Origin of the sequence: Rhizobium sp. NXC24, assembly GCF_002944315.1 — a bacterium.
In the GTDB taxonomy this organism is placed as follows: Bacteria; Pseudomonadota; Alphaproteobacteria; order Rhizobiales; family Rhizobiaceae; genus Rhizobium.
Window position 1 is genome coordinate 1001002 of the sequence record NZ_CP024314.1, and the last position, 22160, is coordinate 1023161.

Sequence of the window (22160 nt, forward strand, 5' to 3'; positions counted from 1 at the left end):
GTTCTCTAGCTGACACTCTCTGCCGAACGGAGCCTCTTACCCCTCCAATCAGCAATTCGTAACGTTACGAATGATGGATGACTGCAATTCTGTCAAGCAATCCTTTTCAGCCTATTAGGCATGGATTCTCCGGCGTCACCTGAAATGATAACGTTACGAATGGCTTCGATGGATCACTTGATGTTTGGAAGCGGATCGAAATTATGCAGAGAGCGCCTGGCTGTCGTGATCCACGAATTCCGCATGCACCAGTTCGCGCAGATTGCCCGGATCGTCACCGTCGATCGCGCGGTATAAGAGGGAGGCAAGGCGCTCCCCGATGATATAGTTGGAATAATAGAAGGCACTGAGCGGCGGATTGAAGAAATCATGCAATCGGGTGCCGCCATAGGTGATCAATCCGAAATCCTTGCCCGCATGCCGGCCGGCCTTACGCAGCCCGGCGAGGAAGCCGAGAGCGGCCTCTTCACTGGCGACGAAAGCGCCGGTCGCTTCCGGATGCCAGGCGATGATATTTTTCGCCAGCTCCTGGCCGCTGTCCGGCGTCGTTGCGGCAAAGTGAGTAAGGTCGTCGGGAACGATGAGGTTGCGCGACGTAAAGGTCTTGCTCCAGCCTTTGACGAATTGCAGGCTGTAAGTGAACTGGCTGGACGGCGCGATCAGAAGCGGCCGGTGATGGCCGGCATCGAGCAGCAGCCGCGCTGCTTCCGCACCGATCACCTCATGATCGAGATCAACGCTCGGGTGGACACTCAAGAGTTCGGTGCGCCCGAAGGTGACGAAGGGCGTGCCGACCTCCAGCAGATATTTGACGCGGTCGTCTTGCGGTCTCGTATGGGTAATGATGATGCCGTCGACAGAGCCCTCTTCGACGAGATCGCGAACCGTCGTCAAGGGATCGTCTGCCTGCAATTGCGGCACGACGGTCGTCCTGTAGCCGCAGCCCTTCATATGGCGCGACACGCCTTCCACCAGCGAGGCGACGACGATATTCATCTCGCCTTCGCGCTCGAAGGGCAGCACGATCCCGATGGCATGGGTCTTGCCGGTGCGGAGATTGAGGCCACCGAGATTCGGGCGATATCCGAGTTCGCCGGCTACCCGCTTCACCAGCTCGATCGTTTCGCGATTGACCTCAGGGCCTTCCTTCAGCGCGCGGCTGACGGTGGTGATCGACAGGCCAAGTGTGGTCGCGACGGTGCGCAACGTCACTCGCTGACCCGCATCACGCCGCAAGCCGCGCCCTATCCCCGATCCCTGCATGCTGGACAAATCCCTTCGCTTCACTTCGCCTGCTCGACAATGCCCGCTGTCAAATGCGCGTGCAAGCACGGCCCTTGGGTCGTCAGGATGTCACGATCTCTATTGATGGCTTTCCCCAACAAGAAAATCGAGGTCGCAGCCGTCCTCGGCCTGGAGGACGTGCTTGTTGTAGAGGCCGAGCCAGCCGCGGGTCTCGGCAGGAGGCGCCGGCGTCGGATCGCGCTTGGCAAGCTCCGCCTCGTCGACCAACAGATCCAAACGCCGTTCCCTGATGCTGATGCGTATCAGGTCACCGTTGCGGACCAGCGCCAGCGGCCCGCCTGCCGCGGATTCAGGCGAAACATGCAGTACGATCGTCCCGTAAGCCGTGCCGCTCATGCGTGCATCCGAGATGCGCAGCATGTCCTTCACGCCCTTGCGCGCCAGCTTGGCCGGTATCGGCAGATAGCCAGCCTCCGGCATGCCGGAGGCCTTCGGGCCAGCATTCTTCAGCACGAGAATATCGTCTTCCGTGACCTCGAGATCGGGATCGTCGATCCGCTCCGAAAGGTTCTTGAGCCCTTCGAAAACGACGGCGCGGCCGGTCTTTTCAAAGAGCCTCTCGTCGGCCGCCGCGCGCTTGAGGATCGCCCCTTTTGGCGCCAGGTTTCCGAACAGCGCCACGAGACCGCCGTCAGCGCGGATCGGCGTTTCGGTCGGGCGGATGATCTTATCGTCCACCCAGGCATCATCATCGGGGACTAGCTCAGCAAGCGTTTCTCCCGTGACCGTGCGTGCCGATAGGTCGAGGTGATCACCAAGACGCTTCAGCAATGCGCCGACGCCGCCGGCGTAGAAGAAATCCTCCATATAGGCATCGCCCGTCGGCTTGAGATCGACGAGCACAGGCGTTGCATCGGACATCGCATTCAGCGCCTGCAGATCGACCTTCAGGCCGAGACGTCCCGCGATCGCCGCCAGATGGATGATGGCATTGGTCGAACCACCGATCGCGAGCAAGGTCTTCAGCGCATTGTCGATGCTCGCCTGGGTGACGGTCTCGCGAATGGTCGTTCCCGACGAAACCAAGCCCATTGCGGCAACACCCGTCGTTTCCGCTGCTCGCAGGCGATCGGCATGGACAGCGGGAATCGCTGCCGTTCCGGGTAACATCAGGCCCATCACCTCCAGCATGATTGCCATGCTGCTGGCCGTTCCCATCACCGCACAGGTGCCCGCGGTCGTCGCCAGGGCGCCTTCCACCGCATCGATCTGCCTGTCGTTCAGCTCACCGGCGCGATAGCGGCCCCAGAACCGGCGGCAATCCGTGCAAGCGCCGAGCCGCTCGCCTTGATAACGCGAGGTCATCATCGGCCCGGTGGACAGCACGATTGCCGGCTTGCCGGCGGAGGCCGCGCCCATTACCAGCGCTGGCAAAGTCTTGTCGCAGCCACCGACAAGCACGACGGCATCCATCGGCTGGGCGCGGACCATTTCTTCCACATCCATCGCCATCAGATTGCGGAAGACCATGCTGGTCGGATTGAGGAAGACTTCACCGAGCGAGGTCACGGGGAAATCGAGCGGCAGGCCTCCGGATGCCAGCACCCCGCGTTTGACTGCCTCCACCAGCTCCGGCACGTTGCGGTGACAATTGTTGAAGCCGCTTGCCGTCCAGGTGATGCCGATGACCGGCTTTTCCAGCATGGTGCGCGAATACCCCATCGAAGAGGCGAAGGAACGGCGTAGATAGGCGGCAAAACGAGGATCGCCGTAATTGGTGAGACCGTTGCGGATACCTTTTCCCGGCTTGCTCATATCTGCCCTCCCTTTAGGAAAACGCGCCTGGATCGACCGGCTGCTACCCGTCGGATCGGTTTTCCCCGAACCCATATCTCATTGTCATATTGGCTGAGATACATGCAAAATGTCGAGCGCGGCGCTGTGCTAATGTTAGGATTGCGCTATCTAATTTCTCTCATCGGTCAGCAGGAAAGGCGCGTTCCCATGTCGCAGGCTGTGGTTTTCAAACTTCTTGGCAGGCGGGTGCGGCTTGGCCTGATCGGCGGTGCGCAGGGTTCGCTTATAGGTCCGGTGCATCGCACTGCCGCACGCCTCGACGATTGCTTCGATCTTGCGGCCGGCGTATTTTCCTCCGATCCGGAGCGGTCGCTAAACTCCGCCTATGCCTTTGGCATCAAGCGCGGCTATGCCGATGTATGGAGCATGATCGAAGCCGAAACCCTGCGGGCTGACGGCATCGACGCGGTCGCCATCATGACGCCGAACGACAGCCATTATGAATATGCGGCCGCTGCTCTCGACGCCGGTCTTGACGTCATCTGCGACAAGCCGCTGACCAACGATTACGACAGCGCGCTAGCGCTCGCCCGCAAGGCCCATGACCGCGGCCGTATCCTGTCGCTCACCCATAATTATTCCGGCTATCCCATGGTGCGCGAGGCGCGTGCCACAGTTACCGGCGGCGAGATCGGCGCTCTCCGTCTCGTCAATGTCCGCTATGTACAGGGCTCGCTCAGCCGACCTGTCGAGGCCGAGCCGGACAAGATGGCGCCCCGCACCAAATGGCGGCTCGATACGGCCAAAGGCGGCAAGAGCCATGTGCTTGGGGATATCGGCGTGCATGCCCATCAACTGATGAGCTTTGTTTGCGGTCGCCGCATCGCCGCAGTGCTTGCCGATGTCGGCCCATCGTTACCCGGCCGCACGGCACACGATACGGCGCAAGTGATCCTCAGATTCGATGACGGTACGCGAGGCCAGATGCTGGTGAGCAAGGTGGCGACCGGCGCGCAGAATGTCGTCAGCATCGAGGCTTATGGCGAAGACGGCGGCATCTCGTGGAACCAGGCCGAGGCCAACGATCTGCGCGTCATGCGGCTGAACCGCGCCGACGAGCTACGCACGCGCGGCCTTCCGAGCCTGCATCCGCATGCCCAGCGAGGCACCCGCCTGCCCACCGGCCACCCAGAAGCCTTCTTCGAAGCCTTCGCCAATATCTACACCGATTTCGCCGAACTGGTTGCCGCCCGCATTGCCGGCGCCGAGCCTGACCCGCTGGCGGAACTGACGCCCAATGCCTGGACCGGCGTTGACGGCCTCGCCTTCATCGACGCCTGCCTGCAGTCGACGGCGACGGGAACGTGGGCTGACGTGGTCTACGAGCACGATCGGTATTGATGCCCGGATAGTGACTTTTCCGTCCGGGCCGGCGCCACAGATTTCAATCCGCATTCCCCTCGCAATCACACGAGAATCATATTAGACCCATCCGCATAAGTTGTATATTGAGGGGAATATAATGGACAAATATACGAAGACGATTCTGACTGCGATCGCCGCCGCGCTAGTATTGATCGCATTGCAAAATTTTATCACGCCGGCACAAGCCGTCGGCGGTGGCTGCGGCTTTAACATGTACAATCCCTGCTATGTAAAAATCGCCCCCTAAAGGATCGCGACGACTCCATTGCGGCAATAATGATCCCTACCGTGAGTTTCATGATTGGCCTTTTGCCCGCCATGTTTCAGCCGCAAAAGAGCCTTGGTAAAAGCGGCCTAATCAAGCGCTTTCAAACGGTTACGGGGATCGCATGAAGAAGTTGACGGCTGTTGCGATCCTGTGCGTTTGTCTTGTCGTAGGAACGCTCTATGCCATGGCGGGCGGCGATTATCCGCCGCTCAAAGACGGCGATCTGATTTTTCAGACATCGACCAGTAACCAATCAAGCGCGATTATATTCGCCACTGGTTCTGCCTTTTCACACATGGGCATCATCAAAAACGACAATGGGGCAATCACGGTCATCGAGGCCGGGGCAAAGGTCAAGGAAACACCGCTGAAAACCTGGGTCAATCGCGGCTTGTTGAGACAGGTGGCGATCTATCGCGATCCGCGACTCACCCCCGAAACCGCACGACAGCTCCTGTCCTACGCCCGCACGCTCTACGGCAAACCCTATGACCTGTTTTTCTCGTTCAACAACGATGCGATTTACTGCAGTGAACTGCCCTATCTCACCTACAAGGCTGCGGGCATCGAGATCGGCAAGGTGCAGAAAATATCTGAGCTACACATCGACAACATGCTTGTCAGAAACCTGGTGCAGTCGCGGTGGCAGCGCGATAGCGAATGCACTGAGCGCGGCTACGATTTCGATCAGTGCTATAAATACATCCTCAATCAGAGCCTCGTCACTCCGGTGAGCATCGCCAATGATCCAAATCTCAGGATGATTTATTCGAACTACCCGCTGTGATGGGGTGTCCACCCCATCACCAAAGATCCTCGATGCCGAATTGGCTCCAATCCCGATCAGGAAGCCGCAACCTTGCGGGCAGCGGTAATTGCAGCGCGAGCACCGGCGCGGAGCTGTGCGGTTTCGGCGCCGGCAATGACGAGATCCAGGCCAAGCTTCAGGAATTGCCCGGCGCGTTCGCCGTCCGTGCCGAAGGCGCAGATCAGCTTGCCATAGGCGCGGCAACGCGCCACTGCATGCGCCAATGTCTGATCGATCGCGGCGCTGTCGGGTGCCAAACGCGCGCCGTTCGAGAGCGCGATGGAGAGATCGGATGGGCCGATGAAGATACCGTCGATGCCGTCGACCGCGAGGATTTCATCGATGGCATCGAGCGCAGCGCGGGTCTCGACCATGGCGATGGTGACAGTCAGGCCGTTGGCGCCCTGCAGATACTCGTCAGCAGCGATGCCGAAATGATTGAGCGCGAGCGAAGGTCCCCAGCTCCGTTCGCCGAGGGGCGGATATTTCGTTGCTTTCACTAGAGCACGGGCGTCATCGGCGGAATTGATCATCGGCGCGATGATGGCGGAGGCGCCGGCATCGAGCAGCCGCGACGCTGACGCGAAATCGCCGACCGGGATGCGCGCGATTGCCGGCTTGCCGGCCAGGCGCACCTGCGCAATGCCGTTCGCCGCGGAGGCCATGTCCCACATTCCATGCTGCATATCGAGGACGATGGCGTCGAAAGCTTCCTGCGAGAGGTGATTGACCAGCAGCGGATCGGGCGTGCCGATCCAGGCTGAGATCATGCCGCCATTTTCCCGGCGCTTCAGGCGACCCGCGAAACCGTCGATATCAGTGGTCATAATGATTTTCCTCAATTACCAAGCCACTGAGGGCGAGATATTTCACTTCAGATACTTTTCGATGCCGTCTTTCGAGCCTTCGCCGCCGAGTGGGCGACAGCCATTCGTCGTTGATGCCGACAATACCGGATTCCCGCGCCTCGGCTACCCGAAAGATGCGCGCGACGTTGCGCGGATAGGAAAACTCACCATTGGTCTGCGGCTATCTTACAACGGCGACCGCGGCAAGCTGGGGTAGCTTGTCGCGGTCCAATATTTCGCTGCCCAGCAATGGGCGACCGTATCAATGAGCCCCTGCCCCGCCGCCGGGCTGCGGTTTGCGGGCAAAAAGCGTGGCGATTGCGGCGGTCGCCAAGAGGATGCCGATGACGGCGAAGGTGTCGCTGAAGCCCATGATCAGTGCTTGCCGCTTGATGATGCTGCCGAGGGCGACCGTTGCTTTCTGCGCGGCAAGGGCATGATCCGAAACGCCGTGCGACAGGAAATAATTGGTCGTCTGCGTCAGCCGCTCCCTCACCTCATCGCGCGCCAGCGTCACAGACTGGCCGATGATGTTGGAATGGAACTGCTCGCGCTTGGTGAGCACGGTGCCGAGCGTTGCCGTTCCGACCGCGCCGCCGAGATTTCGCAGCATGTTGGTCAAGCCGGATGCGGCGGCGGCATCGGCAGGTGCGATACCGGCGGTGGTGATCGCCGTAATCGGTGTGATGACCATGGCCTGCCCGATAGCGCGCACGATATTCGGTATCCAGAACTGATCACCCGCGGTGTCGGCGGAAAGCGTCACGTTCATGAAGCAGCTTATGGCAAAGATGGCGATACCGAGGAAGCCGATATAGCGGACGTCGAAGCGCTTCATCATCACCGGAACCAGCGGAATGAGGATGAGTTGCGGCAAGCCGGTCCAGGCGAGCACGTTGCCGATCTGCTCGGCATTGTAACGCTGCACCTGGCCGAGATATTGCGGCAGGATATAGACCGAGCCGAAGAGCGCGAAGCCGACCAGCACGTTGACGAGAACGCCGATGCCGAAATTGCGTTGCTTCAAAAGCCGCAGCTTCACCAGCGGATTCTGAACGGTCAACTCTATCCAGATGAAGGCGCTGAGCGAAACGACAGCGATAGTGCTGAGCTTCAGAATGAAGGGCGAGGAGAACCAGTCATCCTTATTGCCCTCCTCGAGCACAGTCTGTAGCGCCGAAAGCCCGATTGCCATCGTCACGATGCCAGCCCAGTCGCCGTGCTTCAGAAGGCCAAGTTGCAGCGGCCCCTTCTCGAGTGTCAGAGCAAGGGCGATCGCCATGATGGCGCTCGGCAGGGCATTGATGAAGAAGATTGTCTGCCAGCCGTAATTCTCCGTCAGATAACCGCCGATGGTAGGGCCGATGGCAGGAGCAACCGTGACCGATAGCGCGAAGATCGCAAGGCCCGTCGGCTGCTGTGCCTTGGGTAGCTTGGTGAGGATCATCGTGAAGGCCATCGGGATCAGAACGCCGCCGGCAAAGCCCTGCAGCCCGCGCAGCACGATCATCGTCCCGAGATCATGCGCGAAGGCACAGGCGATCGAGAGCAGCGGGAAGAGGATCGAATTCACTAGGATATAGCGGCGAAACGAGAAGACGTTGCTGAAAAAAGCCGTCAGCGGGATGACGACGATTTCGCCGATCAGATAGGAGGTCGATATCCAGGCACCGTTATCGACGCCCGTGCCGATGCCGCCTTCGATATCGAGAAGCGAGGCATTGGTGATCTGGATGTTGAGGATCGCCATGAAGGCGCCGATCATGCCGGCGAGTACGGCGATCCATTCCCTGGTGCTGGCCTTCGCGCTTGGCTGCGGGATGGCGATGGCGGTGGTGGCTGCGATAGTGGACATGGCTCAATACTCCTCATCCTTCACCGTTCATGCGCCGTGGCTCTGGTCGGCCGTCTTGATGTCGATGCTCGGCTGCACCGACATGCCGGGGCGCAGATCGCCGGAGGCGGCGCTATCGCCATCGAGGACGATCTTGACCGGGATGCGCTGCACGACCTTGGTGAAATTACCCGTGGCATTGTCCGGCGGCAGCAGCGCGAATTCCTGGCCGCTCGCGGGCGCCAAGCTGTCGACATGACCGTGATAGACGCGGCCGGGGAACATATCGACTTCGATGTCGACCGGCTGGCCGGCATGCACGTCGGTCAACTGCGTCTCCTTATAATTCGCAACGATATAGGCGGCCGACGTCGGGACCACCGACATCAACTGCGTGCCGGCCTGCACATATTGGCCGACGCGGAGCGTGCGGTTGCCGATGACACCATCGAGCGGTGCGACGATCGTCGTATAGGACAGATTGAGCTCCGCCTGGCTCTGGACGGCCTGGTCGTGGGCAAGGGTCGCCCTGGCTTGCGCCAATTGCGCCTTCAACAGATCGACCTGCTTGATGGTCCCGGCAAGCGATGCCGTATCGCGGTCGATCGCGGCCCGGGCGGCGGCGATCTGCGAGGCGGCCTGTTGTGCGGTTTGCACCGGCGCATAGCCGTTTACCGATAGGCTTGCATAACGCTTGTCGTTCTGCTCCGCGAGGTCTCGTTGGCCTTGTCGACATCGACGGTCGCCTGGGCGGCTGCGATCAATGATTGCTGCATGTCGAGAGAGGCCTGTTTGGCCTCGACATCGGCTTGAGCGGCGGCAACATCGGCCTTGGCCTGATCAAGCGCCGTCTTGAAATCGCGGTCGTCAATACGGGCCAGTACCTGCCCCTCCTTGACCGTCTGATTGTCGTTGACGACGACGCCAGTAACATAGCCGGAAATCTTCGGCGCGATGGCGCTGTTATCGGCTTGCACATAGGCATCGTCGGTCGATACCTGGAAACGGCCGACCGTCCAGTAGTTATGACCGTAATAGGCGGCGGCTGCGATGACGGCGAGTGCCGTGGCGCCGAGCAGGAACGACTTGCCCCGCTTCTTTGCCGCCGGCTTTTCCTCGCTGGCAATACGCATCAGTTCGACCGTCACATCCGGTTTGCCGGCATCCATGGTCGATGCTTCGGCAACCGGTGCCTGCTTGCTCGCATTCAATACATGAACCTTGTTTTCCACTATCGTCTCTCCTGATGGCCGATCGTCTTGGAGGTACATGCCCGCAAAAATTCTCGGCCGCACATTTAGGAAACTTGTTGTTTTCCAAAATATGCGCTGTAAAATGGAAGTCAACAGGAATTTGGAAAATTGTCATGGTCGAAATTCAAATAAATGAGAAGCGCTCCCGCGGCCGACCCCAGCTTCGCTGCGACGACGATACGAAGAGCCTGATCATCGAGGCAGCCGATACGCAATTTCGGGAAAACGGCTATGCGGCCGCGAGCATCAACGCGATCGCCCAATCCGCCGGCGTCTCGACCAAGACGCTCTATCGGCTGTTTCCGACCAAGGCAGACCTGTTTTCGAGCATCGTTTCCGACCGTATCGGCCGGTTTTTCCTGGCGCTGGACCAGTCGACGCTGGCGACGATGGATTTGCGGCAGGGCCTGGAGCGACTGCTGACGGCCTATGGCATGCTGACGATGTCGGACGATACGATCGACATTATGCGTCTCGTCATCGCCGAATCGGACCGCTTTCCGGAAATCGCCACATCATTCTATGAGACGGCCATCGTCGGCTCGAATGCCATCATGGAGAAATGGTTGACGACGCAATGCGAACGCGGGCTCATCCGTCTGGAGGACCCCCATATGGCTTCCGGCATGCTGCGTGGCATGATGATTATGGAGCCGCAGCGCGCCGCCATCCTGCGCCAACTCCCCCCTCCGAACATCGCGGAGATCACCCGGCGGGCACGCATTTGCGCCGAGGTGTTTCTCAAGGGTTGCCAGGTTTGATTGGGATCAACCTTCAATAACCACCGGCATCCTTATGCGCGGAATTGACATGATTCCAGGGCTGCATCTGATGATGCATTGACGAAACTCTAAGCCACTCCTACAATATGACTACTGTAGTCATATTGGTGATCCCATGAAGGAAATTCAGCTCAAGGATGCGAAAGCAACGCTTTCTGCTGTGGTCGATGATGCTCTCAGCGGCAATCCAGCGGTCATTACTCGCCATGGCGAGCGCACCGCGGTCATCATCTCTTATGACGAATATCAAAAATTGAAGCAGGTTCCGTCCTTTGGTTGGTTACTCACCAATGCACCACTTGAAGACGACGACCTGCCAGTGCGCAAGCCGGGCCGGCTGCTACGCGATGATGATATCTAATGTATCTTCTGGATACGAATATCATCTCCGCGACATCGCCATTGCGCGCGCAAGATTTACTATCGCAGGCGGTTCGGGCATGGATTGCAGCCCATGCCCATCAGTTTTACCTCTCCACCGTGACTGTCGCCGAAATAGAAACAGGGATTGCGAAAGCCCGTCGGATGGGCGCGTCCAAGAAAGCTGAGCTGCTTGGCGAGTGGCTTGAACTCACTCTCCATCTTTACGGCGACCGTATCCTACCGCTCGATACAGAAACTGCCCGCATCGCGGGCCGACTATTCGACCAGGCGGTAGGACGGGGCGGAGATCCAGGTTTCGAAGATGCTGCGATTGCCGCAACAGCACTGCGACACGATTACACGGTTCTCACCCGAAACCTAAGGCATTTCCGGCTGATGGATGCGCGCTCGCTCGATCCGTTCGCGAATCCACCGGAAGTATAGGCTCTTTAGATAATTCCGCCCCCGCCTGCCGCCGAGGCTGGGCGTTCGCTCGCAACCTTCTTCCGGTAGCCGCTCGTCCGATAAGTCGCAACCGGATCGATGGCGCCGCCGGTGCGGCGGCGGGCTTCGGCGAGGATGGGTTCCACATCGGCGCGGTAAGCGCGCTTCAGGGTTTCGGAGGCCATCAGGGCGTCGTTGGAGTCTTGATAGTCCGCCAATGCCCCTCGATCGACGATCAATGCCTGCGCATAGGCACGGCGGATTTCGTTGGCGCTGGAAATTAGGCTTTCGATCGGATCGGTGACATTGTGCGACTGGTCGATCATGTGAGCCGGATGGAAGCCTTTTACCCCGCGATGCTCGGCGTCGACCAGTTCGTTGAAGACGAGGAACAGGCGATAGGGCTCAATCGCGCCGGCGTCGAGATCGTCGTCGCCATATTTCGAATCGTTGAAGTGGAAGCCGCCGAGCTTGCCGAACTGGATGAGGCGGGCGACGATCATCTCGATATTGGTGTTCGGCGCGTGGTGGCCGAGGTCGACGAGGCAGTAGGCCTTGGGCCCGAGCGTCTGGGCGATCAGATAGTTTGTGCCCCAGTCCTGCACCACGGTCGAATAGAAGGCCGGCTCGTACATCTTATGCTCGGAAAACAGCCGCCAGTCATCCGGCAAGGCGTTATAGATCTCCGCCATTGCGGCGAGGTAACGCTCAAACGCCTTGGTGAAATTGCTCTGGCCGGGGAAGTTGGAACCGTCACCGATCCAGACCGTCAGCGCCTTCGAACCGATCGCCTTGCCGATCTCGATGCATTCCAGATTGTGCTCAACCGCCTGGGCGCGGGTCGCTGCGTCAACATGGCTGAGCGAGCCGTATTTGTAGGAATGTGGCTGGCCGGGAGCATCGGAGAAAGTATTGGAATTCATGGCATCGAAGCCGAGGCCGAGCGCATCGCCCTTGGCCTTCAATTCCTTTGCATCGGCTTTGTCCCAGGGAATGTGCAGCGAGACGGTCGGCGTCGCCCGCGTCAACTGATGGATGACGGCGCAATCATCGAGCTTGTCGAAAATGCCGCGTGGTTCGCCGGTACCGGGAAAGCGGGCAAAGCGTGTACCGCCGGTGCCGACACCCCAGGAGGGCACGGCAACGAAGAATTCCGAGACCTTTTTCGTTACGGCCTCGATATCGACGTCGCGACGCGCGAGCGTGGCGCCTAGCGCTTCATAATCAGATTTCAGCGCAGCAGCGCGCTTGTCGTTTTCCGCAGCGACCAGATCCGGCGCAATTCTGAACTCGGCCATTCTTTCCTCCCAGGTATGTTATTCGAAATGTTACGGTGCGTTCATCCTGCAAGCCATCATCCGCCCTCGCCCTTCGAGGGCCTATGGGGCCACCTCAGGGTGAGGGCTGATCTCCCCGTCAGTTCGGCGCAATAGTTACCCCACCCTCATGGTAAGGTGCGCTGCCGCAAGAGCGAAGCGAGCGCGGCAGGGCCTCGAACCACGATGGTGGCGCCGAGGGCCGCCACCGCCTCGCCAACTATCGCGTAAAACTCTGTGCGTTGCCGGCATCAACATTGATGATGTTGCCGGTCGACTTGGCGGAGAGGTCAGAGGCGAGGAAATAGATAGCCTCTGCAATATCTTCCGGGAAAACGTTGAGCTTCAGCATAGAGCGCTTGCGGTAATGTTCTTCCAAGTCGTCCACCTCGATCTTCGAAGAGGCCGCGCGCTGTTCGCGCCATTCGCCGTTCCAAATCTTGGAGCCGCGCAGGACGGCGTCGGGGTTGACCGTGTTGACGCGAATGCCCGCCTCCGCACCCTCGAGCGCCAGGCAGCGCGCCAGGTGGATTTCGGCGGCCTTGGCGGTGCAATAGGCGGCCGCATTCGGCGACGAGGCAAGGCCATTCTTGGAGGCGACGAAGACGACGTTGCCGCCGAGATTCTGACGCCGGAACAGCCGGAAAGCTTCACGCGAGACGAGGAAATAGCCGGTGGCGAGAATGTCGATATTGCGGTTCCACATCGAAAGCTCCGTGCTTTCGATCGGCGCCGAGGAAGCAATGCCGGCATTCGAAACGAGAATATCGATACCGCCGAATTCGACGCAGGCTTCCGCGAAGGACGAAATCACTGCGTCCTCCTTGGTCACATCAAGCTTGACACTGCGTACAGAGTCCGCGCCGTATTTCTTGGCGAAATCCTCCTGCGCGCTCTCAAGTGCCGACTGGTCGATATCGGCCAGCACCACGCAGGCGCCCTCGCCCACCAGACGCGCCGCCGTGGCGCGGCCGATGCCGCCGGCGCCGCCGGTGACAAAAGCAACGCGACCTGCCAGGCTCTTCGGCTTCGGCATGCGCTGCAGCTTCGCTTCTTCCAGCAGCCAATATTCGATATCGAAGGCTTCCTGCTCGGGCAGGCCCTGATATTCGGATACGGTCGAGGCGCCGCGCATGACGTTGATAGCGTTGACGTAGAACTCGCCGGCAATGCGCGCCGTTGCCTTGTCGCGGGCAAAGGAGAGCAGACCGACGCCCGGCACCAGGAAGATTACTGGGTTCGGATCGCGCATGGCAGGCGAATTATCATGCTTGCAGTCGTTGTAATAGCGGGCGTAGTCGGCGCGGTAATCCTCCAGCGCTTGGTCGAGACCGGCGATGACGGCGTCTGCGTCGGGCTTTGCCGGATCAAAGTCGACGATCAGCGGGCGGATTTTGGTGCGCAGGAAATGGTCCGGGCAACTCGTGCCGAGCGCACCGAGCGGACGGAGATTGTTCGAATTGATGAATTCAAGCACGGCATCCTGATCGTCGAAATGACCGAGCTTGCGCTCCGCCTTGCCGATGCGACCGCGGATTTCCGGCATGAGCTTGGCGGCAATCGCGCGGCGTTCGGCCTGCGGCAGGCTCTGGACTACCCCGCCGCCGAAAATGGTCTTGCCTTCAGTCTTCGCCACAAACCATTGAATTGCTTTGTTGATGATCGCGAGCGTCAGTTCGTAGCAGCCCTTGGCGTCATTGGCCCAGGTGAAGAGGCCGTGGCTTTCGAGAACAACGCCCTTGGCATTCGGATGCGCCTTGACGAAGGCTTCGAGATCGAGGCCGAGCTGAAAACCGGGGCGCCGCCATGGCAGCCAGCCGATGTCTTCACCGAAGATTTCGCGGGTCAGCTCGCGGGAATTTTTGGAAGCCGCGATCGCGATGATCGCGTCGGGATGCATGTGGTCGACATGGGTAAAAGGCACGAAACCGTGCAACGGCGTGTCGATGGAAGCGGCACGGGCATTGAGGTTGAAGGTGCAATGCGGCAGGAAGCCGACCATGCGGTCCTCGTCGGCAACGCCATTGTAGATGCCCTTCAGGCTGTCGAGCTTGTCCTGATAAAGCGTGGCAAAACCGTCGAGCTTGATAGTGCCGACATCGCCGCCAGAGCCCTTAACCCACAATACCTTCACTTTTTCTCCGCTCAGCGGATCGGTTTCCATGACCTTGGCCGATGTGTTGCCCCCACCGTAATTGGTGATACGCTTGTCAGCACCGAGCAGATTCGACCGGTAGAGCAGCTTGCCCGGCTCATCGAGGCCGGCCGCATATGCATCATCCCAACGGTTTTCCAGAAGCTGAACACCAGCCGCCATGTCATCCTCCCATAAGATCATGTCTTGCGGACGGTCTAAAAGATGCTCAAACCGCCCTTGTTAATCACGATATCGCTCACGGATAGTCGCTTTGTCAATCGAAAACGATCATAATTGATAATGCTGCGATGCAATATGAAAGTTTTTGAGCGTTTGTGATTGACACTTTGTCACATTTGCGAAATAACCCGAGAAGGAGGAGCCGATGCACGAACGTGAACGCCATCGCATCATTTTGAGCGCCGTACAGGAAAAGCCTGTGGTGACGATTCAGGATATTTCCGAATTGACCGAGGCTTCCGAAGCGACGATCCGCCGCGATATTGCGGCCCTGCATGTGCAGGGAAAGATCCGGCGCGTGCGTGGCGGGGCGGAATCGATTCATCCTCCGCAGCTCGGCAATCTCGCCGGCCGCCCCTTCCGCGTTTCGGAAGGCGTCAATATCGATAAGAAACGCGCAATTGCGCGCAAGGCCGCTGAATTATGCAGTCAGGGCGACGCCATCATCATCAATGGCGGCACGACCACATTCCAGCTTGTCCACTACATCTCGGCCTATCGGCTGCAGGTGATGACCAATTCCTTCGCCATTGCCGAACATCTGGTGAAGCACTCGAAGAACACGGTAACGATTCCGGGCGGCGCGATCTATCGCGAGCAGAGCCTGATCCTGTCGCCCTTCGACAATGATACGACCCGGAACTTCTATGCGCGGCGCATGTTTATCGGCGCGCAAGGCGTTGGTCCGCTCGGCGTCATGGAAGCCGACGCGCTGGTTATCCAGAGCGAGCAGAAGCTGATGCGCCAGGCCGACGAGCTGGTCGTGATGGTCGATTCCAGCAAGTTCCGTCAGCGCTCCAGCCTGATCCTGTGCCCACTTGAGCAGGTAACGACCATCATCACCGATGACGGCGTGTCGGCGGAGACTGTACGCATGATCGAGGATGCCGGCGTGTCGCTGATTATCGCGAGCGTCACGGCGCAGGCCGAGAGGGAGGATTCCCCGTCCGTCGCATGAGATGCGCGGCTGTGGCGGGGTGAGCATAGCCTATCAACTTTGGGAGGAAGAGACATGAATATTGCAAAGAAATTGGCGATCGGCGTAGCGCTGGCCGTCGCAATGATGGCCGGCACGGCAAGTGCGAAAGACATCAAGATCGGCCTCGTAGTGAAGTCGCTCGGCAACGGCTTCTTCGAAGCGGCCAATAAGGGCGCTCAGGAAGCCGCCAAGGAACTCGGCGGCGTGCAGGTCATCTACACCGGCCCGACGCAGCCGACCGCCGAAGCCCAGATCGAAGTGATCAACTCGCTGATCGCACAGGGCGTCGATGCCATAGCTATCTCCGCCAACGACAAGGATGCTGTGGTGCCTGCCTTGAAGAAGGCTACGCAGCGCGGCATCAAGGTTATCTCCTGGGATTCCGGCGTGGCTCCGGCCGGCCGCATCCTGCAGCTCAATCCGTCTTCAAACGAGCTGATCGGCAAGATGTGCCTGACGCTCGCCAAGGACCATCTTGACGGCGGCAAGGGCAATTTCGCCATCCTGTCGGCGACTTCGACCGCCACAAACCAGAACATCTGGATCGGCGAGATGAAGAAGCAGCTCAAGGATTTCCCGGGCCTCAACCTCGTTACGACCGTCTACGGTGACGACCTTTCCGACAAGAGCTACCGCGAAGCCCAGGGCCTCCTGACCTCGCATCCGGAAGTCAAGGTCATCGTCGCTCCGACGACCGTCGGCGTGCTCGCCGCGTCGCAGGCTGTCAAGGATGCCGGCAAGATCGGCCAGGTCTATGTGACCGGTCTCGGCCTGCCGTCCGAAATGGCCGGCGCCATCAAGTCGGGCGCCACGAAGGAATTTGCGATCTGGAACCCGATCGACCTCGGCTATTCCGCCACGCAGATCTCCTACCGTCTCGTCAAGGGTGAAACCGACGGCAAGCCGGGCAGCGAGATCAATGCCGGCCGTATGGGCAAGATCAAGGTTGGAGACAACGGCGAAGCCGCCATGGCTGATCCCTTCGTCTACAACGCTTCGAATATCGATCAGTTCTCCAAGGTCTTCTGATCAGCAGACCCATTCGCAGCTTTCCGGCGGCTTCGGCCGCCGGACTTGGTTAACTTATCCGGTACATTGCTGATGACCACAGTCCTTCAACGACCCGCCACGGGCATGCCAAGCTTGGGCAATACCGCCATTCTGGAAATGCGCGGCATTTCGCAGATCTTTCCGGGCGTGAAGGCGCTCGACGGCGTCAGCATCTCGCTTTATCCCGGCAAGGTCACCGCCCTGATCGGCGAAAACGGCGCCGGCAAATCGACGCTCGTCAAGATTCTGACCGGTATCTATCGTCCGAACGAGGGCGAAATCCTCGTCGACGGCAAGCCGGTTGCGTTTCACAGCGCCCAGGCCGCGATAGACGCCGGCGTCACCGCCATACATCAGGAGACCGTGCTCTTCGACGAGCTGACGGTTGCCGAAAACATCTTTCTCGGTCATGCGCCGCGCACGAAATTCCGCACGATCGACTGGAAGACGATGAACAGCCGGTCAAGGCTGCTGCTGGAATCGCTGGAAAGCACCATCGATCCGTCGATCCGCCTGAAGGACCTGTCCATCGCGCAGCGCCATCTCGTGGCGATTGCCCGCGCCCTGTCTATCGAAGCACGCATCGTCATCATGGACGAGCCGACCGCGGCTCTTTCTCGCAAGGAGATCGATGACCTCTTCCGTATCGTCGAAAGTCTGAAGGCCAAGGGCAAGGCGATATTGTTCATCAGCCACAAGTTCGACGAACTCTATGAAATCGCCGATAATTTCGTGGTCTTTCGTGATGGTCGCGCCGTCGGTCATGGCCCGCTGAAGGAGACGCCGCAGGACGAGATCGTCCGCATGATGGTCGGTCGCGACGTCAAGGATGCCTTCCCGAAAGTGCCCGTTACAATTGGCAACGTGGTGTTCGAGGTCGAAAATTATTGTCACCGCACCGAGTTCCGCGACATCTCCTTCAAGCTCCGGCGCGGAGAAATCCTCGGCGTCTACGGCCTTATCGGCGCCGGCCGTTCCGAACTGTGTCAATCGCTGTTCGGGATCACCAGGCCGCTCTCCGGACGGCTGACGCTGAACGGTCAGGAAATCCATATTCATTCGCCGCATGAGGCCATCCGCGCCGGCATCGTCTATGTGCCGGAGGAACGCGGCCGCCATGGCCTGGCGCTGCCGATGCCGATCTATCAAAACATGTCGCTGCCTTCGCTCGGGCGCACCTCGCGCAAGGGTTTTCTTAAAGCGGCCGACGAGTTTGCGCTCGCCCGCAAATATGCTGAGCGGCTGGACCTACGCGCCGCTGCCCTTTCCGTGCCTGTCGGCACGCTCTCGGGCGGCAACCAGCAGAAGGTGGTGATCGGCAAATGGCTGGCGACGCAGCCGAAGATCATCATTTTGGACGAGCCGACCAAGGGCATCGATATCGGTTCGAAGGCGGCTGTGCACGGCTTCATCAGCGAGCTGGCGGCGGAAGGCCTCAGCATCATCATGATCTCCTCCGAACTGCCTGAAATCCTTGGCATGTCGGATCGCGTGCTGGTGATGAAGGAGGGACTTTCGGCCGGCCTGTTCGACCGCGAAGGACTGACGCCGGAAACGCTGGTGCGCGCCGCCACGGGCAATGCATAGGGAGGGCCGGATGCTACGCATACTCAAAAAACGCGAAACGCTGCTCTTCCTCATCATTATCGTGATGATCGCCGGTTTCGCAACGCGTGCGGCCGGCTTTGCCGAGCCCGCCAATCTTGCCAACATCTTCAACGATACGTCGATCCTGATCATCCTGGCGCTGGCGCAGATGACGGTCATTCTGACGAAATCGATCGATCTTTCCGTCGCCGCCAATCTCGCGTTTACCGGCATGGCGATCGCCATGCTGAATGCTGCCTATCCCGATCTGCCGCTGATCGTGCTCGTGGTCACGGCTGTCGTTATGGGCGCAGTGCTCGGCGCCATCAACGGTTATCTCGTCTGGGCTCTGGAAATCCCGCCGATCGTCGTCACCCTCGGGACGCTCACCATCTACCGCGGCATGGCCTTCGTACTGTCCGGCGGCGCCTGGGTGAACGCGCATCAGTTCACGCCGATCTTCCTGAACGTACCGCGTACGTTGGTCCTCGGCCTGCCCGTGCTCTCCTGGGTTGGCATCGCCATCGTGCTGATGATGTATCTCCTGCTGCGCTACACACGCTTCGGCCGCTCCACCTATGCCAGCGGCGGCAATCCGGTTGCGGCTGTTTATGCCGGCATCGATGTCGGCTGGACGCGCTTCCTCGCCTTCGTGCTTTCGGGCGCGCTGGCCGGCCTCAGCAGTTATCTCTGGGTGTCGCGCTATGCGGTCGCCTATGTCGACATCGCCAACGGTTTCGAACTCGACAGCGTCGCAGCCTGCGTCATCGGCGGTATCTCGATCGCCGGCGGCGTCGGCTCGGTCGCCGGCGCCGTGCTCGGCGCGCTGTTTCTCGGCGTCATCAAGAATGCTCTGCCCGTCATCGGCATTTCGCCGTTCACGCAGATGGCCATATCCGGCACCGTCATCATCCTGGCAGTCGTCTTCAACGCCCGGCGCGAGCGCAATCGCGGCCGCATCATCCTCAGGGATCAGGCAGCGAAGGAAACCTCGGGTAAGGAGGTCACCGCATGAGCACCGTATCCGAAACCGCACCGGAAAAGCGCAGCATTCCCGATCGTCTGGGCACGCCCTTCAAGCGCATAATGGCAAGCTGGGAAGTCCTGCTTCTCGGCGTCGCGATTGCCATTTTCATTTTTAATTCATTGGCTTCGCCCTATTTCCTCGACCCTTACAATCTCTCGGATGCGACCTTCAATTTCACTGAAAAGGCAATGATCGCCTTTGCCATGGCGCTGCTCGTCATTGCCGGCGAAATCGATCTGTCCGTCGCCGCCATCATCGCGCTTGCGTCGACCGCCATGGGCGCTGCGGCACAAGTGGGCGTCGATACGGTTGGGCTGGTCGCGATCGGGCTGGGCGTGGGGCTCGTCTGCGGCCTTTTCAACGGCTTCCTTGTCTCTGTGCTGAAACTGCCGTCGATCGTCGTGACCATCGGCACGATGAGCCTGTTTCGCGGCATTTCCTATATCGTCCTCGGCGACCAGGCCTATGGCAATTATCCCGACGCCTTCGCCTATTTCGGCCAGGGCTATGTCTTCTGGGTCTTCTCCTTCGAATTCGTTCTCTTCATCGTGCTGGCGATCGCCTTCGCCATCCTGCTACATGCGACGAATTTCGGCCGTCAGGTCTATACGATCGGCAATAATGATTTTGCAGCGCGTTTCTCCGGCATTCCGGTTGAGCGGGTCAAATTCATCCTGTTCCTCCTGACCGGCATCATGAGTGGTATCGCCGCCGTCTGCCTGACCTCGCGTCTCGGCTCCACCCGCCCCTCGATCGCGCTCGGCTGGGAGCTGGAGGTGGTGACCATGGTGGTGCTCGGCGGAGTGTCGATCCTTGGCGGCTCCGGCACGATCGGCGGTGTCGTCATCGCCGCTTTCGTCATGGGTCTGGTGACGTTCGGCCTCGGCCTTCTCAACGTGCCAGGCATCGTCATGTCGATCTTCATCGGCCTCCTCCTCATCATCACCATCGCGCTGCCGATCGTCGCACGGCGCATCAAAGCCATGAGCTCGAAATGATCGCTTCCCTCGAACGCCACGCCTTCAAGATGACGCTCAATCCCGGCATGGAGGGCGAGTACAGAAAACGTCATGACGAGATCTGGCCGGAACTGGTGGAGCTGCTGCACCAGGCCGGCGTGAGCGATTATTCCATCCATCTCGATCGCGAGACGAACACGCTGTTCGGCGTTCTGACGCGGCCGAAGGATCACACGATGGCCAGCCTTCCCGACCATCCGGTCATGAAGAAATGGTGGGCGCACATGGCCGATATCATGGCGACCAATCCTGACAATTCGCCAGTGCAGAGCGATCTCGTGACGGTTTTCCATCTGCCATGACCGCTCCATCGACCTATCGCCGCATTGCCGTCCTCGATATCGGCAAGACCAATGCCAAGGTCGTGGTGCTCGACGCGCAGACCGGCGCTGAGATCGCCGGCGTTCGGACGTCCAATACCACGCTGAAGACCGACCCCTACCCGCATTATGACATCGAGGGCTTGTGGGATTTCGTTATTGGTGCGCTGAAGAACTTTGCTGCCACACCCGGCTTCGACGCCATATCGATTACCACCCACGGCGCCTCCGCCGTTCTACTTGCTGAAGACGGCAGCCTTGCTCTGCCGGTGCTCGATTACGAGCATCGCTATCCTGAAGCCGTGCAGGAAGCCTATGACCGCCTGCGCCCGCCCTTCAGCGAGACCTTTTCACCGAGGCTTTCCGGCGGGCTGAATGTCGGCGCGCAAATCCATTATCAGAAGAGCATATTTCCCAACGACTTCGCGCGCGTCAGCACGATCCTGACCTATCCGCAATATTGGGCCCTGCGGCTGACCGGCATTGCCGCCAACGAGGTCACCTCGCTCGGCTGTCACACCGATCTCTGGAATCCGACCACCGGCGCTTATTCCTCGCTGGTCGACACGCTCGACATTCGTTCTCTCATGGCCCCGATCCGTTCCGCCTTCGATGCGCTCGGACCTCTATTGCCGGCGATCGCGGCAGAGATCGGCCTCAGTGCTCCGGTTCCGGTCTATTGCGGCATCCATGATTCCAACGCGTCGCTGCTGCCACATCTCGTGGAGAACGAAGCGCCCTTTGCCGTCGTGTCGACCGGAACATGGGTGATCAATTTCGCCGTCGGCGGCGATCTCGACCATCTCGACCCGGCGCGTGACGCGCTTGCCAATGTTGATGCATATGGCCGCGCCGTGCCTTCCTCGCGTTTCATGGGCGGGCGGGAGTTCGAGATCCTGGCAGGTGAAATCGGGCCGGTATCACAGGAAACGACGGAGGAGATGCTCGCGACCGTTATCGAAAAAGGCATCATGCTGCTACCGAACGTGGTCGAGGGTTCCGGCCCCTTCCCTGGCAAAAAGATGCACTGGATCGGGCAAGCGCAAGCGAGTTCCGAGGAACGTCTAGCCGCCGCCAACCTCTATCTAGCATTGATGACTGAAGCCTGCCTGGATCTGATCGGCGCCAAAGGCCCGATTTTCGTCGAGGGACCTTTCGCGCTTAATCGGACTTATCTTGCCGCCCTGTCTTCGCTAACGGGATCTGACGTCGTCGCCCTGCCCGGCTCGACCGGCACCAGCCAAGGTGCGGCGCTGCTGACCGGCATCAAACCTGCGGCCGCGCCGGAAAACCACCCCGTTCGGGCCGAGCTACCGGGTCTGCGAGCCTACCGGCGAGCCTGGCATCAAGCATTGGCAGAATAAACGCCCCTACGAATCTTCGGCAGGGCATTCGAGGTGCAAAACGACCTCGCGCTC

At 59.8% G+C, this 22160-nt stretch carries 20 protein-coding genes and 1 pseudogene; 14 read left to right on the forward strand and 7 right to left on the reverse strand.

Translation table 11 applies throughout. The annotated features are described in order from the left end of the window. Nucleotides 1-201 precede the first annotated feature (201 nt). Both NXC24_RS28680 and NXC24_RS28685 read right to left on the reverse strand, forming a co-directional pair. Complete coding sequence (locus tag NXC24_RS28680) at nucleotides 202-1212, reverse strand: substrate-binding domain-containing protein (protein WP_158704574.1); 1011 nt, start codon at nucleotides 1210-1212, stop codon at nucleotides 202-204. 150 nt (nucleotides 1213-1362) lie between these two features. Continuing rightward, nucleotides 1363-3060 carry a dihydroxy-acid dehydratase gene (locus NXC24_RS28685; protein ID WP_104826758.1) on the reverse strand — a complete coding sequence of 566 codons (1698 nt, stop codon included), beginning with the start codon at nucleotides 3058-3060 and terminating at the stop codon, nucleotides 1363-1365. A 189-nt stretch (nucleotides 3061-3249) separates the two neighbouring features. Between NXC24_RS28685 and NXC24_RS28690 the strand changes: the two genes are divergently transcribed. The 3 genes from NXC24_RS28690 to NXC24_RS28695 all read left to right on the forward strand — a co-directional run bounded on the left by NXC24_RS28690 (nucleotide 3250) and on the right by NXC24_RS28695 (nucleotide 5522). Continuing rightward, the gene (locus NXC24_RS28690; RefSeq protein WP_104826759.1) at nucleotides 3250-4443 is read left to right on the forward strand and encodes a Gfo/Idh/MocA family oxidoreductase; all 1194 of its coding nucleotides are present in this window, start codon (nucleotides 3250-3252) and stop codon (nucleotides 4441-4443) included. Between the two features lie 121 nt (nucleotides 4444-4564). Then, nucleotides 4565-4714, forward strand: a complete 150-nt coding sequence (locus tag NXC24_RS35600) for a hypothetical protein (RefSeq protein ID WP_199773651.1) — start codon at nucleotides 4565-4567, stop codon at nucleotides 4712-4714. A 142-nt stretch (nucleotides 4715-4856) separates the two neighbouring features. Further along, nucleotides 4857-5522: a YiiX/YebB-like N1pC/P60 family cysteine hydrolase gene (locus NXC24_RS28695; protein WP_104826760.1), complete on the forward strand. Its 666-nt coding sequence runs from the start codon at nucleotides 4857-4859 to the stop codon at nucleotides 5520-5522. Nucleotides 5523-5578: 56 nt separating this feature from the next. On the opposite strand, the gene NXC24_RS28700 is transcribed toward NXC24_RS28695, so the two are convergent. Further along, a complete protein-coding gene (locus NXC24_RS28700) occupies nucleotides 5579-6373 on the reverse strand; it encodes an aldolase/citrate lyase family protein (RefSeq protein ID WP_199773661.1) in 795 nt (264 codons plus the stop codon). Between NXC24_RS28700 and NXC24_RS28705 the strand changes: the two genes are divergently transcribed. Beyond that, nucleotides 6372-6608, forward strand: a complete 237-nt coding sequence (locus NXC24_RS28705) for a hypothetical protein (protein WP_104826762.1) — start codon at nucleotides 6372-6374, stop codon at nucleotides 6606-6608. The genes NXC24_RS28700 and NXC24_RS28705 overlap by 2 nt on opposite strands. 45 nt (nucleotides 6609-6653) lie before the next feature. Here the strand turns inward: NXC24_RS28705 and NXC24_RS28710 are convergent, their stop codons facing one another. Together NXC24_RS28710 and NXC24_RS28715 are read right to left on the reverse strand one after the other, a co-directional pair. Further along, a complete protein-coding gene (locus NXC24_RS28710) occupies nucleotides 6654-8246 on the reverse strand; it encodes a DHA2 family efflux MFS transporter permease subunit (protein ID WP_104826763.1) in 1593 nt (530 codons plus the stop codon). Between the two features lie 27 nt (nucleotides 8247-8273). Then, nucleotides 8274-9394, reverse strand: a pseudogene (locus tag NXC24_RS28715) (HlyD family secretion protein). A gap of 197 nt (nucleotides 9395-9591) precedes the next feature. Between NXC24_RS28715 and NXC24_RS28720 the strand changes: the two are divergent. The 3 genes from NXC24_RS28720 to NXC24_RS28730 all read left to right on the forward strand — a co-directional run bounded on the left by NXC24_RS28720 (nucleotide 9592) and on the right by NXC24_RS28730 (nucleotide 11067). Beyond that, nucleotides 9592-10239, forward strand: a complete 648-nt coding sequence (locus tag NXC24_RS28720) for a TetR/AcrR family transcriptional regulator (protein WP_104826764.1) — start codon at nucleotides 9592-9594, stop codon at nucleotides 10237-10239. 136 nt (nucleotides 10240-10375) lie between these two features. Beyond that, nucleotides 10376-10621 carry a type II toxin-antitoxin system Phd/YefM family antitoxin gene (locus NXC24_RS28725; protein ID WP_104826765.1) on the forward strand — a complete coding sequence of 82 codons (246 nt, stop codon included), beginning with the start codon at nucleotides 10376-10378 and terminating at the stop codon, nucleotides 10619-10621. Beyond that, the gene (locus NXC24_RS28730) at nucleotides 10621-11067 is read left to right on the forward strand and encodes a type II toxin-antitoxin system VapC family toxin (RefSeq protein ID WP_104826766.1); all 447 of its coding nucleotides are present in this window, start codon (nucleotides 10621-10623) and stop codon (nucleotides 11065-11067) included. The genes NXC24_RS28725 and NXC24_RS28730 overlap by 1 nt, the downstream gene beginning before the upstream one ends. Before the next feature lie 5 nt (nucleotides 11068-11072). On the opposite strand, the gene rhaI is transcribed toward NXC24_RS28730, so the two are convergent. Together rhaI and NXC24_RS28740 are read right to left on the reverse strand one after the other, a co-directional pair. Beyond that, nucleotides 11073-12365, reverse strand: coding sequence for an L-rhamnose catabolism isomerase (gene rhaI / locus NXC24_RS28735; protein ID WP_104826767.1), 1293 nt, complete (start codon nucleotides 12363-12365; stop codon nucleotides 11073-11075). A 238-nt stretch (nucleotides 12366-12603) separates the two neighbouring features. After that, complete coding sequence (locus NXC24_RS28740) at nucleotides 12604-14700, reverse strand: bifunctional rhamnulose-1-phosphate aldolase/short-chain dehydrogenase (RefSeq protein WP_104826768.1); 2097 nt, start codon at nucleotides 14698-14700, stop codon at nucleotides 12604-12606. A gap of 205 nt (nucleotides 14701-14905) precedes the next feature. Between NXC24_RS28740 and NXC24_RS28745 the strand changes: the two genes are divergently transcribed. From NXC24_RS28745 to NXC24_RS28775, 7 genes are all read left to right on the forward strand, one after another. Beyond that, nucleotides 14906-15718 carry a DeoR/GlpR family DNA-binding transcription regulator gene (locus tag NXC24_RS28745; RefSeq protein ID WP_104826769.1) on the forward strand — a complete coding sequence of 271 codons (813 nt, stop codon included), beginning with the start codon at nucleotides 14906-14908 and terminating at the stop codon, nucleotides 15716-15718. Between the two features lie 54 nt (nucleotides 15719-15772). Then, on the forward strand, nucleotides 15773-16768 hold the full coding sequence (gene rhaS / locus NXC24_RS28750; RefSeq protein WP_104826770.1) for a rhamnose ABC transporter substrate-binding protein: 996 nt from the start codon (nucleotides 15773-15775) through the stop codon (nucleotides 16766-16768). Nucleotides 16769-16840: 72 nt separating this feature from the next. After that, on the forward strand, nucleotides 16841-18376 hold the full coding sequence (locus tag NXC24_RS28755; RefSeq protein ID WP_104826771.1) for a sugar ABC transporter ATP-binding protein: 1536 nt from the start codon (nucleotides 16841-16843) through the stop codon (nucleotides 18374-18376). Nucleotides 18377-18386: 10 nt separating this feature from the next. Further along, nucleotides 18387-19391: an ABC transporter permease gene (locus NXC24_RS28760; protein WP_104826772.1), complete on the forward strand. Its 1005-nt coding sequence runs from the start codon at nucleotides 18387-18389 to the stop codon at nucleotides 19389-19391. After that, the gene (locus tag NXC24_RS28765; protein ID WP_104826773.1) at nucleotides 19388-20401 is read left to right on the forward strand and encodes an ABC transporter permease; all 1014 of its coding nucleotides are present in this window, start codon (nucleotides 19388-19390) and stop codon (nucleotides 20399-20401) included. The genes NXC24_RS28760 and NXC24_RS28765 overlap by 4 nt, the downstream gene beginning before the upstream one ends. After that, complete coding sequence (gene rhaM / locus NXC24_RS28770; protein WP_104826774.1) at nucleotides 20398-20724, forward strand: L-rhamnose mutarotase; 327 nt, start codon at nucleotides 20398-20400, stop codon at nucleotides 20722-20724. Before NXC24_RS28765 ends, rhaM begins: the two co-directional genes overlap by 4 nt. After that, nucleotides 20721-22106, forward strand: a complete 1386-nt coding sequence (locus NXC24_RS28775) for an FGGY-family carbohydrate kinase (protein WP_104826775.1) — start codon at nucleotides 20721-20723, stop codon at nucleotides 22104-22106. The genes rhaM and NXC24_RS28775 overlap by 4 nt, the downstream gene beginning before the upstream one ends. The last annotated feature ends 54 nt before the right edge of the window (nucleotides 22107-22160 follow it).

What these genes read in the sequence shown, in the direction of transcription:
- NXC24_RS28685 (WP_104826758.1), bottom strand. Translation starts at nt 3,060, where the DNA reads ATGAGCAAGCCGGGAAAAGGTATCCGCAACGGTCTCACCAATTACGGC.
- NXC24_RS28690 (WP_104826759.1), top strand. Translation starts at nt 3,250, where the DNA reads ATGTCGCAGGCTGTGGTTTTCAAACTTCTTGGCAGGCGGGTGCGGCTT.
- NXC24_RS35600 (WP_199773651.1), top strand. Translation starts at nt 4,565, where the DNA reads ATGGACAAATATACGAAGACGATTCTGACTGCGATCGCCGCCGCGCTA.
- NXC24_RS28695 (WP_104826760.1), top strand. Translation starts at nt 4,857, where the DNA reads ATGAAGAAGTTGACGGCTGTTGCGATCCTGTGCGTTTGTCTTGTCGTA.
- NXC24_RS28705 (WP_104826762.1), top strand. Translation starts at nt 6,372, where the DNA reads ATGATTTTCCTCAATTACCAAGCCACTGAGGGCGAGATATTTCACTTC.
- NXC24_RS28710 (WP_104826763.1), bottom strand. Translation starts at nt 8,246, where the DNA reads ATGTCCACTATCGCAGCCACCACCGCCATCGCCATCCCGCAGCCAAGC.
- NXC24_RS28720 (WP_104826764.1), top strand. Translation starts at nt 9,592, where the DNA reads ATGGTCGAAATTCAAATAAATGAGAAGCGCTCCCGCGGCCGACCCCAG.
- NXC24_RS28725 (WP_104826765.1), top strand. Translation starts at nt 10,376, where the DNA reads ATGAAGGAAATTCAGCTCAAGGATGCGAAAGCAACGCTTTCTGCTGTG.
- NXC24_RS28730 (WP_104826766.1), top strand. Translation starts at nt 10,621, where the DNA reads ATGTATCTTCTGGATACGAATATCATCTCCGCGACATCGCCATTGCGC.
- rhaI (WP_104826767.1), bottom strand. Translation starts at nt 12,365, where the DNA reads ATGGCCGAGTTCAGAATTGCGCCGGATCTGGTCGCTGCGGAAAACGAC.
- NXC24_RS28740 (WP_104826768.1), bottom strand. Translation starts at nt 14,700, where the DNA reads ATGGCGGCTGGTGTTCAGCTTCTGGAAAACCGTTGGGATGATGCATAT.
- NXC24_RS28745 (WP_104826769.1), top strand. Translation starts at nt 14,906, where the DNA reads ATGCACGAACGTGAACGCCATCGCATCATTTTGAGCGCCGTACAGGAA.
- rhaS (WP_104826770.1), top strand. Translation starts at nt 15,773, where the DNA reads ATGAATATTGCAAAGAAATTGGCGATCGGCGTAGCGCTGGCCGTCGCA.
- NXC24_RS28755 (WP_104826771.1), top strand. Translation starts at nt 16,841, where the DNA reads ATGACCACAGTCCTTCAACGACCCGCCACGGGCATGCCAAGCTTGGGC.
- NXC24_RS28760 (WP_104826772.1), top strand. Translation starts at nt 18,387, where the DNA reads ATGCTACGCATACTCAAAAAACGCGAAACGCTGCTCTTCCTCATCATT.
- NXC24_RS28765 (WP_104826773.1), top strand. Translation starts at nt 19,388, where the DNA reads ATGAGCACCGTATCCGAAACCGCACCGGAAAAGCGCAGCATTCCCGAT.
- rhaM (WP_104826774.1), top strand. Translation starts at nt 20,398, where the DNA reads ATGATCGCTTCCCTCGAACGCCACGCCTTCAAGATGACGCTCAATCCC.
- NXC24_RS28775 (WP_104826775.1), top strand. Translation starts at nt 20,721, where the DNA reads ATGACCGCTCCATCGACCTATCGCCGCATTGCCGTCCTCGATATCGGC.